The sequence below is a fragment of the Pseudomonas allokribbensis genome (assembly GCF_014863605.1).
Taxonomy (GTDB): Bacteria; Pseudomonadota; Gammaproteobacteria; order Pseudomonadales; family Pseudomonadaceae; genus Aquipseudomonas; species Aquipseudomonas allokribbensis.
Genome location: NZ_CP062252.1, coordinates 249,866 through 265,496 on the forward strand (window position 1 = coordinate 249,866; position 15,631 = coordinate 265,496).

The window sequence follows — 15,631 nt, forward strand, 5'->3', positions numbered from 1 at the left end:
TGAATAGTGCATATAGCAATATCGTTGAAAAGTCGCGTGGACAATAAGTAAATGTCCAACCATCCTGAGTGTCGTGAGTTTCCAGGAGGAAACTTGCTCTCATCGGAAGACACTTATCCAACGATAAAGGAAATCTCGTTATGTCGAGCATTAATGGCAACTATGTAAACGCTAACGCTGGCGCCAAACTGACGATTACCGATGGCAACGACTCCAACGGCACCTTCAGCGGCAAATTCAGCCAGAACGGCGTGAACTACGACATCGCGTACGGTCACTACCACTTCCAGAACAGCACCGGGCAGCCTACGATCATTACTTTCGCGGCTCTGAATGACGGCACTGGCTATCAGTCCTGGACCCTGTTCTCGCCGGATCACAACTACTCGAAAGTTCGTGCGGTGGGTTCACGCACCAACTTTGACGGTGATGTAGTCGGTCTGGCCGGGGAGTTTGTGAAACAATAAGAAATTCTGTAAGTCGAAGGCCGATGCATTAAACATGCATCGGCCTTTTTATTTGCCTCTTGAAAAGTTCGTCAACTATCACCTTGGTATTAGTTGTCACTGAATGCCGGGGCGTCGATAACCCGATGCCTTGGATGAATACTTTTTATGCCGGGAAAGCATGTCGATTCTGGCGAATCGCTGGAAGCCTTGCGGGCCGTGGCTTTGGCGGAAATGACCGTTTTTTATATTCCATAAACATCTATCCATAACATGAAAGATTACTTTCGGAGATAAGCCTCTAGCCCAATGATTAACCCATCGATCACGCCGTGGGGGATTCAACAAGCGGCGCATCGGCTACGCGAAAAAACGCAAAGAGACCGCAGGGAGTAAATCAATGGGCAATGTCCAGACCGCCGCCAGTGCACAGGAGGTGCTGTGGCGCCAGGCGCCGAGCGGCGAGTTGGTCGATCTCGGCCGGCCCCATCGTGTGCCGTTGGGGCAACTGCGTTTGCAGCGCGCGCCCAAGGGCATTCTGAGCCGCCGCGAAACGATTCTGCTCGGCGTTCTGGCGCTGGTGGTACATGGCGCGGTGATCTACTGGATCAATCAGCATCCGACACCGGCGCTGCCGATCGTGCCGCCGGAAATTCCACCGATGACCATCGAGTTTTCGCGCCCGGCACCACCGGCACCACCTGTGGTTGTACCGCCGCCACCGGCACCTGTGGTCGAGCCACCGCCACCGGTGGAAGACGAACTGGCAACCAAGCCACCACCAAAACCGAAGCCGATTCCCAAGCCGAAACCGGTCGCCAAACCCGAACCAAAACCGGCTCCCAAAGCCGTCGAGCAACCCCCGGCTCCGCCACAACCGGCGGCCCCGGTCGCCGCACCAGCGCCACCTGCACCACCGGCGCCTGCTCCGGTGACCCCGGCCTCGGCCAACGCCGCGTACCTGAAGAACCCGGCGCCGGAATATCCGTCGCTGGCCCAGCGTCGCGGTTGGGAAGGCACGGTGTTGCTCCGGGTACACGTACTGGCCAGCGGCAAGCCGGGCGAGATCCAGATTCAGAAAAGCAGTGGCCGGCAACAGCTCGACGACGCGGCGCTGGACGCCGTGAAGCGCTGGAGCTTCGTGCCGGCCAAGCAGGGTGATGTCGCCCAGGACGGCTGGGTCAGCGTGCCCATCGATTTCAAGATTCATTAAACCGAAACCAATTTCGCGCTAAACGTTTACACGAGGGAACACATCATGACGTTACTGGCATCTCCACTGGAATCCATCGAAAGCGCGGTGATCTGGCTGCTGGTGGTCTTCTCTGTCGCCACCTGGGGCCTGGCATTGCTCAAGGCTGTGCAGTTCGGCCGGTTGAAGGCGCAGGATCGCAAATTTCACAAGCGCTTCTGGGCGGCGTCGAGTCTGGACTCCGCCGCCGAGTTGAGCGAAACCCAGCCCGGCGCGGCAGCGCGGGTGGCACAGGCCGGTTATGCGGCGATTCAAGTGGGCGAGGCGCCGCAGGCCAATGACCTGAGCCAGGCGATCAACCATCAGGATCGCCTCGAACGTGCCTTGCGTCAGCAGATCGTCCGCGAGCGTCGTTCGCTGGAAACCGGTCTGGCGGTGGTTGCGAGTATTGGCAGTACCTCGCCGTTCATTGGTCTGTTCGGCACGGTGTGGGGAATCATGGAAGCGTTGAAAGGCATCAGCGCGGCAGGCTCGGCGAGTCTGGAAACGGTCGCAGGTCCCATCGGTGCAGCGCTGGTCGCCACCGGGGTGGGGATCGCGGTCGCGGTGCCGGCGGTGCTGGTTTACAACTACTTTTTGCGTCGTCTGAAACTGACGGCGGCGGACCTGGACGACTTTGCCCACGACTTCTACAGCCTGGCGCAAAAGAGTTCGTTCCGCGTGCTGATCCACCCGACCGCGCACAAGGCTGCGGCCCAGGGCAACGCAACAAAAGTGAAGGAGGCGTCCTGATATGGCCTTCTCCACGCAAGACAGCGACGAGGTGCTGAGCGAGATCAACGTGACGCCGCTGGTCGACGTGATGCTGGTGCTGCTGGTGGTGTTCATCGTCACCGCGCCGCTGCTGACCAACGCGATACCGATCAACCTGCCGAAGACCGAAGCGGTGGCGCCGGTCGAGCAGAAAGACCCGTTGGTGGTGAGCATCGACGGTGCGGGAAAACTGTTTATCAACAAGGACGAAATCCAGCCGGACCTGCTGGAGTTCAACCTCAAGTCGGCCAAGGCCAAGGACCCGGAAGTGCGCGTGCAATTGCAGGCTGACGACGGGGTGAATTACGGCGAAGTGGCGCGAGCCATGGCTTCGATTGAGCGGGCGGGCATCACCAAACTGTCGGTGATCACTGCACGATAAGGGTTTCACGTTTTTCCGGGGCCGTCTCCTTGGCAGGGTGCGGCCCCTTTTTTTGCCTGAGGATTTATATTCTTTTCAGGTCTTAATAAATAGCTTCTTATTCCTTAACGAATATAAATCCCGTCCCTATACTCCTTCAGGAACAGACACGACGCAGGAGAGCTCCCCCATGCGCAACGAATCAATCCGCTATCTGATTGTGCCGGGCTGGCAAGGATCGCCAGAAGATCATTGGCAAAGCCACTGGCAGAACAGCCTGCCGAACAGCGCGCGGGTGGAGCAGGCCGACTGGCTGACGCCGCGTCGTGAAGACTGGGTCGCGGCGCTGGCCGAGGCGATTGCCGCCGACAGCACGCCGGTGATCCTGATCGCTCACAGCCTGGGTTGCATCACCGTGGCGCACTGGGCGGCCACCGCGCCGTTGCAGCATTTGCGTCAGGTGCGCGGTGCGCTGCTGGTCGCGCCTGCGGATGTGGAGCGTCCGGCCTGCGTGCCGGCACTGCGCAATTTCGCACCGATCCCGACCGATCTGCTGCCGTTCCCGAGCCAGGTCGTCAGCTCCGACAACGACGCCGCCGTCAGTGCGCCGCGTGCCTTGGAGCTGGCACGCAACTGGGGCGCCGAGGCGGGAATTCTCGCGGGTGCCGGCCATATCAACGTGAAGTCCGGGCATCAACGCTGGGAGCAGGGATTCGCTTATCTGTATCGCCTGCAAAACCGCATGGAACACCACGCCCGGCGTCGTGCCTGACCATTTTTATTTTTTCAGCGCCCCCGTCTCCCGGCGATTTGGGGCGGGAGTCTGCCATGAGTTTCGAAACCTTCGGTCAGCCGTTGCTGACCTTTCCCGATGCGGAAAAAAGTCCCCTGAGCATTCGCGCGAAGGCGCTGGTGTTCGTCGATCCACGCTCGCGCCAGCTGCGCGAGGAAATGGCCCAACTCGCACCGCGCTCGATTTCGGTGTTGATTCGCGGCGAGACCGGCACCGGCAAGGAATTGCTCGCCCGCCATATCCACCGCGCCAGTGATCGCAGCGGCTTGTTTGTCTCGGTCAATTGCGGGGCGATCAGTCCGACGTATGCCGATGCCGAGTTGTTCGGCTACGCCGCCGGCAGTTACAGCAGTTCGGCCAGCAGTCGCGCCGGCTGGTTCGGTTCGGCCAACGGCGGCACCTTGTACCTGGACGAAATCGGCGACCTGCCGTTGCCGATCCAGATCAAGTTGCTCGCCGCGCTGGAAAACCACGAAGTCACCCGCGTCGGTGCCCATCAACCGAGCCCGGTGGATGTGCGCCTGGTGGCGGCGACCAGCATCGATTTGGCGCAAGCGGTGGCGGCGGGGAAATTCCACGAGCGGCTCTATCACTATCTCAGCGAGGGGCATCTGGAACTGCCGGCGTTGCGCGCGCGGGTCGGCGACATTCTGTCGTTGGCCGAGTACTTCCTCGGCATCTACAGCCAGCGCCTGGATCTGCCGGTGCCGCTGATCAGCGAAGCGGCGCAGGAGGTGCTGGAGCAACACAGTTGGCCGGGCAACACCCGAGAGCTGGAAAACGTCATTCATTTTGCGTTGCTGGTGAGCACTGGCGAGGAAATTCTGCCAGAGCACCTGAACCTGCCCGAGGTGTCTGGGACGCTGGTTCAGATCGAACGTCAGGTGGCGAGCATCACTGCCAAAGGGACAGCCGAGGAACGTAAGGCATTGAAAAAATTACTGTTGAGCCTGGGCGAGGCGTTGTAACCATTTTGTTCAACATGAACAAAATGGAATATGAAGCTGAATAAACGTTATTGTCCGGGAATAAAAAATCCCGGTATTGTCCGCTTCACGCCAGCAGTAGCACATCGCTGGCACACGTATTAATGCCGTCGTCGATGACGACCGATTTTCGATAAGGACACTGCATGAAAAAGGTTCTGTTGTTTACCGCATTGGCGGCTGCTCTGACGGCTTCCCTGGCGCAGGCCGGCGAGAAACTGGTTGTCGCGGCGACCCCGGTTCCGCACGCCGAGATCCTCGAACTGATCAAACCGACCCTCGCCAAAGAAGGCGTGGATCTGGAAATCAAAGTCTTCACCGACTACGTACAGCCGAACGTACAGGTTGGCGAGAAGCGTCTGGACGCCAACTACTTCCAGACCCTGCCGTACCTGAACAGCTTCAACCAGGGCAAATACAAGGACGACAAAGCCAAGTACCTGGTGACCGTGCAAGGTGTGCACGTTGAACCGTTTGGCGGCTACTCGAGCAAGTACAAGACCCTGGCCGAGCTGCCGGACGGCGCCACCATCGCCATTCCGAACGAAGGCAGCAACAGCGGTCGTGCACTGATCCTGCTGCAGAAGGCTGGCCTGATCGAACTGAAAGATCCGAAGAACGCCCTGGCCACGCCAAAAGACATCGCCAAGAACCCGCACAACTTCAAGTTCAAGGAACTGGAGTCGGCCCTGCTGCCGCGTGTTCTGAAAGAAGTCGACCTGGACATGATCAACACCAACTACGCGCTGGAAGCCAAGTTGAACCCGACCAAGGATGCTCTGGTGATCGAAGGTGCCGATTCGCCTTACGTGAACTTCCTGGTGGCCCGTGAGGACAACAAGAACAGCGACGCGATCCAGAAGCTGGCCAAGGCCCTGACCAGCCCGGAAGTCAAAGCGTTCATCGAGAAGAAGTACAACGGCGCGGTACTGCCGGCGTTCTGATCTCAGCAACACAACCCCTTCAGGTATGAAAACGCCGATGGCCAGTGATGGTCATCGGCGTTTTTGTGTGTGCGGGTGAGGGGTTTTTAAGCTCACGCTATCCCGGTCTTCAACGCCCGGCGCAACGCCACCAACAATTTCACAATCTCATGCGGATCCAGTCGCTGCGGCACTTTTACGTCCATGTTCTCTTCCTTGTTATGGGGTTCGGCCGAGGGAGTCTGGCCAAAAGCTGTTCGTCCTTGGAGGGCCTTGATGAAAAAAAGATCCGTCCTACAGCGCTGGGGACAATAGCCTTCCTCCTCCTTCCCGGCAAACCCGTCGATTAGTTTTTTGTGTGATATCAATATGCTTTATCGGTATTTAAATTCTTCTTTTTATACCTTTAAAGTCGGTGCCTGCCGGACAGCTATCCGCTGCCCATGGACTGCACCACCGTCGCTTACCGAGCGGCGTCAGGATGTTTCATGAACTTCGATTACGCATTTATCCTCAGCACCCTGCCGGCGTTTCTCAAAGCCGTGGGTGTGACGCTGCAGGTCGGTTTGATCGCCATCGGCACCTCGCTGCTGGTGGCGTTGCTCAATGCGACGATTCTGGTGTTCCGCACGCCTTACCTGCAAAAGCTGGTCGGGCTGTATGTGGAGCTGGCGCGCAACACGCCACTGCTGATCCAGTTGTTCTTCGTCTACTTCGCCTTACCGGCACTGGGGATCAAGGTTTCCGGTTTCACGGCGGCGATCATCACCATGACTTTTCTCGGCGGCGCCTACCTCACCGAAGTGCTGCGCGCCGGCGTCGATGCGGTGCCTCAGGCGCAACTGGAGTCCGGCCGTTCCATCGGCTTGTCCCACGGTCAGTTGCTGCGCTACGTGATCCTGCCGCAAGCGGGGATCCTCAGCCTGCCGTCGCTGTTCGCCAATTTCATTTTCCTGCTCAAGGAGACCACCGTGGTCTCGGCCGTGGCGGTGCCGGAGATTCTCTACACCACCAAGAGCTACATCGCGCTCTACTACAAAACCTACGAAATGCTCGCCGTGCTGACGCTGATCTGCGTGCTGTTGTTCCTGCCGCTGTCGCTGCTGTTGAGCCGTCTGGAAAGGAGGCTCCAGCATGGCCAGTTCGGGTCTTGAACTGCTCTGGGTGTCGTTGCCGCAACTGGCAAAAGGCGCCGGGCAAACCCTGTCGATCTCGTTCCTCAGCATCGCCATCAGTACCGTCGGCGGCGTGCTCTACGGTGTGCTGCGCACGCTCAACGTGACGTGGCTGAACGCGGTGCTGCGAATTTATCTGGAGCTGTTCCGGGCGATTCCGGTGCTGGTCTGGTTGTACCTGCTGTTTTTCGGCCTGCCGATTTTCTTTGGCCTGAGCCTGCCGAGTTTCTGGTGTGCGGTGCTGGTGCTGTCGCTGTGGGGCGCCAGCGAGGTCGGCGAAGTGGCGCGCGGTGCGCTGCATTCGTTGCCGCGCGGGCAGCGTGAAGCGGGGCTGTCGATCGGTCTGAACGCGGCGCAGCTCTATGGCTACGTGCTGTTGCCCCAGGCGCTGAAACGCATGACGCCACCGACCATCAACGTCTACACGCGGATCATCAAGACCAGTTCGCTGGCGGTGCTGATCGGCGTGGTGGATGTGATCAAGGTTGGCCAGCAGATCATCGAGCGCACCTACGAATCGGTGCTGATCTACGGCGCGCTGTTCCTGTTTTTCTTTTTCATCTGCTACCCGCTGTCGGCCGCCTCGCGTGTGCTGGAGCGGCGCTGGACGCAAGCATGAGCGCATTGATCGAGTTTCAGGGATTCAACAAATTCTTCGGCGAACAGCAGGTGCTCAAGGGCATCGACCTGCAAGTGAAATCCGGCGAAGTCATCGTCATCCTCGGCCCCAGCGGTTGCGGCAAAAGCACACTGCTGCGTTGCCTGAACGGTCTGGAAACCGCCCACAGCGGTCACTTGAAATTCGCCGGCCGCGAACTGCTGGACAAGGCTACCGACTGGCGTGAAGTGCGCCAGCAGATCGGCATGGTGTTCCAGAGTTATCACTTGTTTCCGCACATGAGCGTGCTCGATAACTTGCTGCTCGGCCCGCTCAAGGTGCAGAAACGCGAACGCCGCGAAGCACGGCAGCAAGCCGAAGCATTGCTCGAACGCGTTGGTCTGCTGGACAAACGTGATGCCTTTCCGCGCCAGCTCTCCGGCGGCCAGCAGCAACGCATCGCCATCGTCCGCTCGTTGTGCATGAACCCGCGAGTGATGCTCTTCGATGAAGTCACCGCTGCCCTCGACCCGGAGATGGTCAAGGAAGTGCTGGAAGTGATTCAGGGCCTGGCCCGCGAGGGCATGACCCTGTTGATCGTCACCCACGAAATGGCCTTTGCCCGCGCGGTGGCCGATCGCATCGTGTTCATGGATGCCGGGCACATCCTTGAACAGAACCCGCCCGAGCTTTTCTTTACGAACCCGCAAACCGCACGCGCGCAGCAGTTCCTGGAGAAGTTCTCCTACGTTGAAGCACTGCCCACAACGACTCAAACCAAGGAACTGGAACTGCCATGAAAACTGCCAAAGCTCTATTTGCATTACCGCTGATCAGCCTCGCGTTGCTGGCCGGCTGCAACAAGACCGAAGAACCGGCCAAGCCGAAAGTCGCCAGCGAAAGCACCGCGCCGGCCGGTTATCTGGACAAGATCAAGGCCCGCGACAAACTGATCGTCGGCGTATTCACCGACAAACCGCCGTTCGGTTTCGTCAATGAAGCCGGTCGCTATGTTGGCTTCGATACCGACATCGGCCGTCAATTCGCCAAGGATCTGCTGGGCGATGAAAACAAGGTCGAGTTCGTGGCCGTGGAGCCGGCGAGCCGCATTCCGTTCCTGCAGAGCGACAAGGTCGACCTGATCCTCGCCAACATGACCGTGACCCCGGAGCGCAAGGAAGCGGTGGAATTCACCAACCCGAACCTGAAAGTCGCGGTGCAGGCGTTGGTGGCTCAGGGCAGCGAAGTGAAGAAACTGGATGACCTGGCGACCCGCACCACCATCGTTACCACCGGCACCACTGCCGATATCTGGCTGACCAAGAATCACCCGGACTGGAAACTGCTGAAGTTCGAGAAAAACTCCGAGTCCCTGCAAGCCCTGGCCAACGGCCGTGGCGATGCTTACGCGCAGGACAATCTGGTGCTGTTCAGCTGGGCCAAGCAGAACCCGGGCTACCGCGTGCTGGATGAAAAACTCGGCGCTGAAGCCCCGATTGCACCTGCGGTGAAGAAGGGCAACATCGAATTGCGCGATTGGGTGAACACCGAGCTGGCCAAGTTGGGTGAAGAGAAATACCTGCTCAAGCTGTATGACCAATATGTGCGTAAAGAGCTAAGCGATGACACCAAGCCTGAGAGCGTGATTGTTGAAGGCGGGAAGTGGCAGGGCTAAGCCGATGATCGTTCCCACGCATGCGTGGGAACGATCGATCAACAAGCTAATCCGGCCAGTTCCACGCCGGCTCATCCAGAACCCTCTGCCCGACGATCCCGGTCTGGCCGAGGGTTTTTTCCAGCACGATGCAATTGCATTCCTCATCTTCCTGCAACGCCGAAATCAATCGCCGTGCGTGTGAAACCACCCACACCTGACACTCCTGCGATGCACGAATGATCAATCGCGCCAGCGCCGGCAACAGATCCGGATGCAGACTGGTTTCCGGTTCGTTCAGCACCATCAGCGACGGCGGGCGTGGCGTCAGCAGTGCGGCGACCAGCAGCAGATAACGCAGCGTGCCGTCCGACAACTCTGCCGCCGACAGCGGTCGCAACAACCCTTCCTGAAAAAACTCGATGGCAAAGCGTCCGCCCGCCAGCGGCGCGATGTTCAACCGTGCGCCGGGAAACGCATCGCTGATCGCGGCCTGCAACGCCTCGGGGTCGCCGATTTCGCGGATGGTCTGCAAGGCTGCCGCCAGATCCCGGCCGTCGTGATGCAGCACCGGCGTGCGCGTGCCCAGTTGTGGCTGGCGCACCGGGGCGTCGGCGTCGCTGCGAAAGTGATCGTAGAAGCGCCAGCGGCGGATGAACTCGCGCATCTGGAACACTTCCGGCGAGGTGCGCAGGCTGCCGACCTGATCGAACAGGCTGTCGAATGTCGGCGTGTGCTGGGCCATGACATCCCAGGTGCGACCATCACGGGTACGAATCATTGGCCCGTCGCGGTCCACCAGCAAGCTGGCAGGTCGATAGAGCGGCCCGGCCCAGATGCATTCCCGCTTGATTTGCGGATCAAGGCTGAAGCGCGAAGGGGTCGGTACGCGGTCTCCAGGCAGCATGAAATGCCCGTTGGAGTCGGGGAGCCCGAGGCTGATCGAATAACTGAAATCTTCCCCGGCAAACCCCAGCCGCAGACGTTTCACGCCCTGGCGGACCGTCGATTGAATCGGCACTTCGCCATTGCGCATGCGCCGGCTGATGGTTTCCGGCCCGGCCCAGAACGTCGAGTCCAGCCCGCCCTCACGGGCCAGCGCATTGACCACGCCGCCCTGAGCGGTTTCCGCCAGCAGTCGCAGCGCCCGGTAAAGATTGGACTTGCCGCTGCCGTTGGGGCCGGTGATCAGGTTCAGCCGACCCAGCGGGATTACCAATTTATTGATCGAGCGGTAATTGGCTACCGCGAGGGTCTTGAGCATGAAAATCCTTCTTGGGTGCCCCGAATTCCGGGTCAGGATACCTGCTGCACATAAATGCATATATCGCCCGGACGAAGGTTGAACCCTGTTCTAAGCTCACAGTCGTACCGTCACTTGCACGTTCGTACACAGGAAGGAGTCTGCATGGCGAGTCCCGGATTGAAAACAGCGGTGATGCTGAGCCTGCTCGCTTTGCTCGCGGCCTGCAGCGAAAAGAAGCCACCTCAGGAATACCTGCCACGGGTCTTTGTACAAGAGGTCAAACCCGCGGACTTCGCGGCGTCCGTGACCCTCACCGGTGACGTTCAGGCGCGGGTACAGACCGAATTGTCGTTCCGGGTCGGCGGCAAGATCATCCAGCGCATGGTCGATGTCGGTGACCGCGTCTCGGCCAAACAAGTGCTGGCCAAACTCGATCCCAAGGACTTGCAGACCAACGTCGACTCCGCCCAGGCCCAGGTGCTGGCCGAGCAGGCGCGGGTCAAGCAGAGCGCCGCCGCATTCGTCCGTCAGCAGAAACTGTTGCCCAAGGGTTACACCAGCCAGAGCGAATACGATTCCGCACAAGCCGCATTGCGCAGCAGCCAGAGTGCCTTGAGCGCGGCCCAGGCGCAGTTGGCCAATGCCAAGGATCAACTGAGTTACACCGCGCTGATCGCCGATGCACCCGGCATCATCACCGAGCGTCAGGCCGAAGTCGGCCAGGTGGTTCAGGCCACCGCGCCGATTTTCAGCCTGGCCCGGGACGGCGACCGCGACGCGGTGTTCAACGTTTACGAATCGCTGCTGGCCGAGCGCCCGGCGGAGCGTTCGATCGTCGTCAGCCTGCTCGACAATCCGCAAATCAAGACCACCGGCACCGTGCGCGAAATCACCCCGGCGGTGTCGGCGCAGTCCGGCACGGTGCAGGTCAAAGTTACCCTCGACAGTCTGCCGCAGGGCATGCAGCTCGGTTCGGTGGTCAGCGCCACCGCCAAGGGCAGCGGTAAATCGGCGGTGGAATTGCCGTGGTCGGCCCTGACCAAAAACATCAGCGAACCTGCGGTGTGGATGGTGGACGACAAGGGTGAGGCGCAACTGCACAACGTCACCGTCGGCCGCTACCTGACCGGGCACGTGATTATCAGCGCCGGCCTCACGGGCGGCGAGAAAGTGATCATTGCCGGCGGGCAACTGCTGCATCCGGGGATGAAAGTCGAGATCGCCGAGAACACCTACAAGGATCTGCAATCGGGAGCGCAGCCATGAAGCCTTTGTGGGTGATGTCGATCGGGCTGCTGCTGGGTGCCTGTTCCAAGAACGAGCCACCGCCGGAGCCGGTGCGCCCGGTGCTGTCGATCAAGGTCGAAGCGCTGAGCGAGGAAAACCTCGGCCGTTTCGCCGGCAGCATTCAGGCGCGCTACGAGAGCAACACCGGTTTTCGCGTCGGCGGGCGCATCGCCAGTCGCAACGTCGATGTCGGCGCCGAGGTGCAGAAGGGCACCTTGCTCGCCACCCTCGATCCGTCCGACCAGCAGAACCAGTTGCGTTCGGCCCAGGGCGATCTGGCGAAAGTCGAAGCACAACTGATCAACGCCCAGGCCAACGCTCGGCGGCAGCAGGCGCTGTTTGATCGCGGCGTCGGCGCCCAGGCGCAACTGGACATCGCCACCACTGATCTGAAGACCACCCAGGCGTCCCTCGATCAGGCGCGGGCGGCGGTCAACCAGAGCAAGGATCAGCTTGGCTACACCGAGCTGCGCTCCGACCATAAAGCCGTGGTCACCGCCTGGAACGCCGAGGCCGGGCAAGTGGTGACGGCCGGCCAGCAAGTGGTGACGCTGGCGCAACCGGACATCAAGGAAGCGGTGATCGATCTGCCGGACACGCTGGTCGACCAGATTCCCAGCGACGTGGTGTTTCTGGTGGCCGGGCAACTCGATCCGAGCATCAACACCACGGCCGTCATCCGTGAAATCGAGCCTCAGGCACAAAGCGCCACCCGTACCCGCCGCGCGCGTTTGACGCTGGCCTCAACGCCGCCCGGATTCCGCCTCGGCACCGCAATCAGCGTGACCCTCAGTTCAGCGATCAAGCCGCGAATCGAATTGCCCGCGACAGCCTTGCAGGAGGCCGACGGTAAAACCCGGATCTGGGTGATCGACCCGCAAAACAAAACCGTTGCCCCGCGTGACGTCAGCGTGACCAGCCGCACCGACAGCACCGTGGTGCTGGCCGGTGGGGTCAAGTCCGGCGAGCGTGTGGTCAGCGCCGGCGTCAACAGCCTCAAACCCGGACAAGCCGTGAAACTCGACGAGGACAGTCAATGAAAGGGTCTTTCAATCTCTCCGAATGGGCCCTCAAGCATCAGTCGTTCGTCTGGTACCTGATGTTCGTCGGGCTGCTGATGGGGGTGTTCTCGTACATCAATCTGGGGCGCGAGGAAGACCCGTCGTTCACCATCAAGACCATGGTGATCCAGACCAAGTGGCCAGGTGCGACCCAGGAAGAAACGCTCAAGCAGGTCACGGACCGCATCGAGAAAAAACTCGAGGAACTCGATTCCCTCGACTACGTGAAAAGCTACACGCGCCCCGGCGAGTCAACGGTCTACGTCTACCTGCGCGACACCACCAGCGCCAAGGACATTCCGGAAATCTGGTACCAGGTGCGCAAGAAGATCAACGACATTCGCGGCCAGTTTCCCCAGGGCATTCAGGGGCCGGGATTCAACGACGAGTTCGGTGACGTCTTCGGTTCGGTCTATGCGTTCACGGCCGACGGCCTGACGATGCGCCAGTTGCGCGATTACGTGGAACAGGCCCGCGCCGAGATCCGCGGTGTGCCGGGGCTGGGCAAGATCGAAATGATCGGCCAGCAGGACGAAGTGCTGTACCTGAACTTCTCGACCCGCAAACTGGCGGCGCTGGGCATCGACCAGCGTCAGGTGGTGCAGAGCCTGCAATCGCAGAACGCCGTGACCCCGGCAGGTGTGATCGAGGCCGGACCGGAACGCATTTCGGTGCGCACCTCCGGGCAGTTCGCCTCGGAAAAGGATCTGGCCGAGGTCAATCTCAAGCTCAATGACCGCTTCTATCGTCTGGCCGACATCGCCGAGATCAGTCGCGGTTATGTCGACCCGGCAACGCCGGAGTTCCGCTTCGACGGCAAGCCGGCCATTGGCCTGGCCATTGCGATGCAGAAGGGTGGCAACGTTCAGGCATTCGGTAAGGCCCTGCACGCGCGCATCGATGAACTCACCGCCGACCTGCCGGTGGGGGTTGGCGTGCACACGGTTTCCGATCAGGCCGTGGTGGTGGAAGAGGCGGTCGGTGGCTTCACCAGTGCGCTGTTCGAAGCGGTGGTCATCGTGCTGGTGGTGAGTTTCATCAGCCTCGGCGTGCGTGCCGGGCTGGTGGTGGCGTGCTCGATCCCGTTGGTGCTGGCGATGGTGTTTGTGTACATGGAGTACAGCGGCATCACCATGCAGCGGATTTCTCTGGGTGCATTGATCATCGCCCTCGGGTTGCTGGTGGACGATGCGATGATCACCGTGGAGATGATGGTGACGCGTCTGGAGATGGGCGAGAGCAAGGAGCAGGCGGCGACGTTCGCCTACACCTCCACAGCGTTTCCGATGCTCACCGGTACGCTGGTGACAGTGGCCGGTTTCGTGCCGATTGGTCTCAACGCCAGCTCCGCCGGTGAGTACACCTACACGCTGTTCGCGGTGATCGCGGTGGCAATGATCGTGTCATGGGTGGTGGCGGTGTTCTTCGCACCGGTGATCGGCGTGCACATCCTCAGCACCAACGTAAAACCCCATGAAGCCGAACCCGGACGCATCGGGCGGGCGTTCAATGGCGGTCTGCTGTGGTGCATGCGCAATCGCTGGTGGGCGATCGGTATCACGGTGCTGTGTTTTGTCCTTGCCGTGTTCTGCATGCGCTTTGTGCAGAACCAGTTCTTCCCGTCGTCCGATCGCCCGGAAATCCTGGTTGACCTGAACCTGCCGCAAAACGCCTCGATCGATGAAACCCGCAAGGCCGTCGACAAGCTCGAAGCCTCGCTCAAGGGCGACCCGGACATCGTGCGCTGGAGCACTTACATCGGCCAGGGCGCAATCCGTTTCTACCTGCCGCTGGATCAGCAATTGCAGAACCCGTACTACGCGCAACTGGTGATCGTCAGCAAAGACTTCAAGGCCCGCGAAGCCTTGAGCCAGCGCCTGCGTGATCGTCTGCGCAAGGATTTCGTCGGCATCGGCAGTTACGTGCAAGCCCTGGAAATGGGCCCACCGGTGGGCCGTCCGATCCAGTACCGGGTCAGCGGCAAGGACGTCGATCAGGTGCGCAAGCACGCCATCGACCTGGCCACCGAACTGGACAAGAGCCCGCACATCGGCGAGATCATTTACGACTGGAACGAGCCTGGCAAAGTCCTGCGCATCGACATCGCTCAGGACAAGGCGCGTCAGCTCGGCCTGTCATCGGAAGATGTGGCCAACCTGATGAACAGCATTGTCAGTGGCTCGCCGCTGACCCAGGTCGACGACGATATCTACCTGATCAACGTGGTCGGTCGCGCGGTGGATTCCGAACGCGGTACACCGGAAACCCTGCAAAACCTGCAGATCGTCACGCCCAACGGCACGTCGATTCCGCTGCTTGCCTTCGCCACGGTGCGATATGAACTGGAGCAGCCGCTGGTGTGGCGTCGCGACCGTTTGCCGACCATCACCATCAAGGCCTCGGTGCGCGATGAAATCCAGCCGACCGATCTGGTGAAAGTCCTCAAGCCCACCATCGATGCCTTCGCCGCCAAACTGCCAGTGGGCTACAAGGTCGCCACTGGCGGTACGGTCGAGGAGAGCGGCAAGGCGCAGGGGCCGATTGCCAAGGTCTTGCCGCTGATGCTGTTCCTGATGGCGACCTTCCTGATGATCCAGTTGCACAGCGTGCAGAAGCTGTTCCTGGTGGCCAGTGTCGCGCCGCTCGGGCTGATCGGCGTGGTGCTGGCGCTGGTGCCGACCGGTACGCCGATGGGCTTCGTGGCGATTCTGGGGATTCTGGCGCTGATCGGCATCATCATCCGTAACTCGGTGATCCTCGTGACGCAGATCGAAGAATACGAGCAAAAAGGCTACGCGCCCTGGGATGCGGTGGTGGAAGCGACCGAGCACCGGCGTCGGCCGATCCTGCTCACCGCGGCGGCGGCGAGCATGGGCATGATTCCGATCGCCCGGGAAGTGTTCTGGGGGCCGATGGCCTACGCGATGATCGGCGGGATCGTCATTGCGACGTTGCTGACGCTGCTGTTTCTGCCGGCGCTGTATGTGGCCTGGTACAAGATTCGCGAGCCGAAGAAGGACGCCTCGTCATCGGCACAGTGAGTGCGCTTGTTACATATTTGCGAAGGGCCTGACTTACAGCGTCGGCGTATTCGGT

The 15,631-nt window shown here is 60.4% G+C and carries 15 protein-coding genes; 14 read left to right on the top strand and 1 reads right to left on the bottom strand.

The window, feature by feature from the left end; translation table 11 throughout:
* The first annotated feature begins 140 nt into the window (after positions 1-140).
* From IF199_RS01060 to IF199_RS01110, 11 genes are all read left to right on the top strand, one after another.
* The gene (locus IF199_RS01060) at positions 141-467 is read left to right on the top strand and encodes a hypothetical protein (protein WP_007952780.1); all 327 of its coding nucleotides are present in this window, start codon (positions 141-143) and stop codon (positions 465-467) included.
* Between the two features lie 379 nt (positions 468-846).
* Positions 847-1,659 (top strand): energy transducer TonB, encoded by an 813-nt coding sequence (locus tag IF199_RS01065; RefSeq protein WP_192559476.1) that lies wholly within the window; start codon positions 847-849, stop codon positions 1,657-1,659.
* A 45-nt stretch (positions 1,660-1,704) separates the two neighbouring features.
* Positions 1,705-2,430 (top strand): MotA/TolQ/ExbB proton channel family protein, encoded by a 726-nt coding sequence (locus IF199_RS01070; RefSeq protein WP_011331927.1) that lies wholly within the window; start codon positions 1,705-1,707, stop codon positions 2,428-2,430.
* 1 nt (position 2,431) lies between these two features.
* The gene (locus IF199_RS01075) at positions 2,432-2,833 is read left to right on the top strand and encodes an ExbD/TolR family protein (protein ID WP_003220570.1); all 402 of its coding nucleotides are present in this window, start codon (positions 2,432-2,434) and stop codon (positions 2,831-2,833) included.
* A gap of 169 nt (positions 2,834-3,002) precedes the next feature.
* Positions 3,003-3,584, top strand: coding sequence for an alpha/beta hydrolase (locus IF199_RS01080; RefSeq protein ID WP_085712674.1), 582 nt, complete (start codon positions 3,003-3,005; stop codon positions 3,582-3,584).
* 56 nt (positions 3,585-3,640) lie between these two features.
* On the top strand, positions 3,641-4,573 hold the full coding sequence (locus tag IF199_RS01085) for a sigma 54-interacting transcriptional regulator (RefSeq protein ID WP_192559477.1): 933 nt from the start codon (positions 3,641-3,643) through the stop codon (positions 4,571-4,573).
* A gap of 164 nt (positions 4,574-4,737) precedes the next feature.
* Positions 4,738-5,535, top strand: a complete 798-nt coding sequence (locus IF199_RS01090) for a MetQ/NlpA family ABC transporter substrate-binding protein (RefSeq protein ID WP_096821875.1) — start codon at positions 4,738-4,740, stop codon at positions 5,533-5,535.
* A 467-nt stretch (positions 5,536-6,002) separates the two neighbouring features.
* Positions 6,003-6,668: an amino acid ABC transporter permease gene (locus tag IF199_RS01095; protein ID WP_096821876.1), complete on the top strand. Its 666-nt coding sequence runs from the start codon at positions 6,003-6,005 to the stop codon at positions 6,666-6,668.
* On the top strand, positions 6,649-7,308 hold the full coding sequence (locus IF199_RS01100; RefSeq protein WP_096821877.1) for an amino acid ABC transporter permease: 660 nt from the start codon (positions 6,649-6,651) through the stop codon (positions 7,306-7,308). Before IF199_RS01095 ends, IF199_RS01100 begins: the two co-directional genes overlap by 20 nt.
* Positions 7,305-8,087 (top strand): amino acid ABC transporter ATP-binding protein, encoded by a 783-nt coding sequence (locus tag IF199_RS01105; protein ID WP_192559478.1) that lies wholly within the window; start codon positions 7,305-7,307, stop codon positions 8,085-8,087. The genes IF199_RS01100 and IF199_RS01105 overlap by 4 nt, the downstream gene beginning before the upstream one ends.
* A complete protein-coding gene (locus IF199_RS01110; protein ID WP_096821879.1) occupies positions 8,084-8,962 on the top strand; it encodes a transporter substrate-binding domain-containing protein in 879 nt (292 codons plus the stop codon). The genes IF199_RS01105 and IF199_RS01110 overlap by 4 nt, the downstream gene beginning before the upstream one ends.
* A gap of 46 nt (positions 8,963-9,008) precedes the next feature.
* Here the strand turns inward: IF199_RS01110 and IF199_RS01115 are convergent, their stop codons facing one another.
* Positions 9,009-10,205, bottom strand: a complete 1,197-nt coding sequence (locus tag IF199_RS01115; protein WP_096821880.1) for an AAA family ATPase — start codon at positions 10,203-10,205, stop codon at positions 9,009-9,011.
* 144 nt (positions 10,206-10,349) lie between these two features.
* On the opposite strand from IF199_RS01115, the gene IF199_RS01120 reads away from it, so the two are divergent.
* The 3 genes from IF199_RS01120 to IF199_RS01130 are packed head-to-tail and all read left to right on the top strand — an operon-like array spanning position 10,350 to position 15,576.
* Positions 10,350-11,453, top strand: a complete 1,104-nt coding sequence (locus IF199_RS01120) for an efflux RND transporter periplasmic adaptor subunit (RefSeq protein WP_192559479.1) — start codon at positions 10,350-10,352, stop codon at positions 11,451-11,453.
* Positions 11,450-12,514 (top strand): efflux RND transporter periplasmic adaptor subunit, encoded by a 1,065-nt coding sequence (locus IF199_RS01125; RefSeq protein WP_096821882.1) that lies wholly within the window; start codon positions 11,450-11,452, stop codon positions 12,512-12,514. The genes IF199_RS01120 and IF199_RS01125 overlap by 4 nt, the downstream gene beginning before the upstream one ends.
* Positions 12,511-15,576 (top strand): efflux RND transporter permease subunit, encoded by a 3,066-nt coding sequence (locus tag IF199_RS01130; RefSeq protein WP_102620582.1) that lies wholly within the window; start codon positions 12,511-12,513, stop codon positions 15,574-15,576. The genes IF199_RS01125 and IF199_RS01130 overlap by 4 nt, the downstream gene beginning before the upstream one ends.
* The last annotated feature ends 55 nt before the right edge of the window (positions 15,577-15,631 follow it).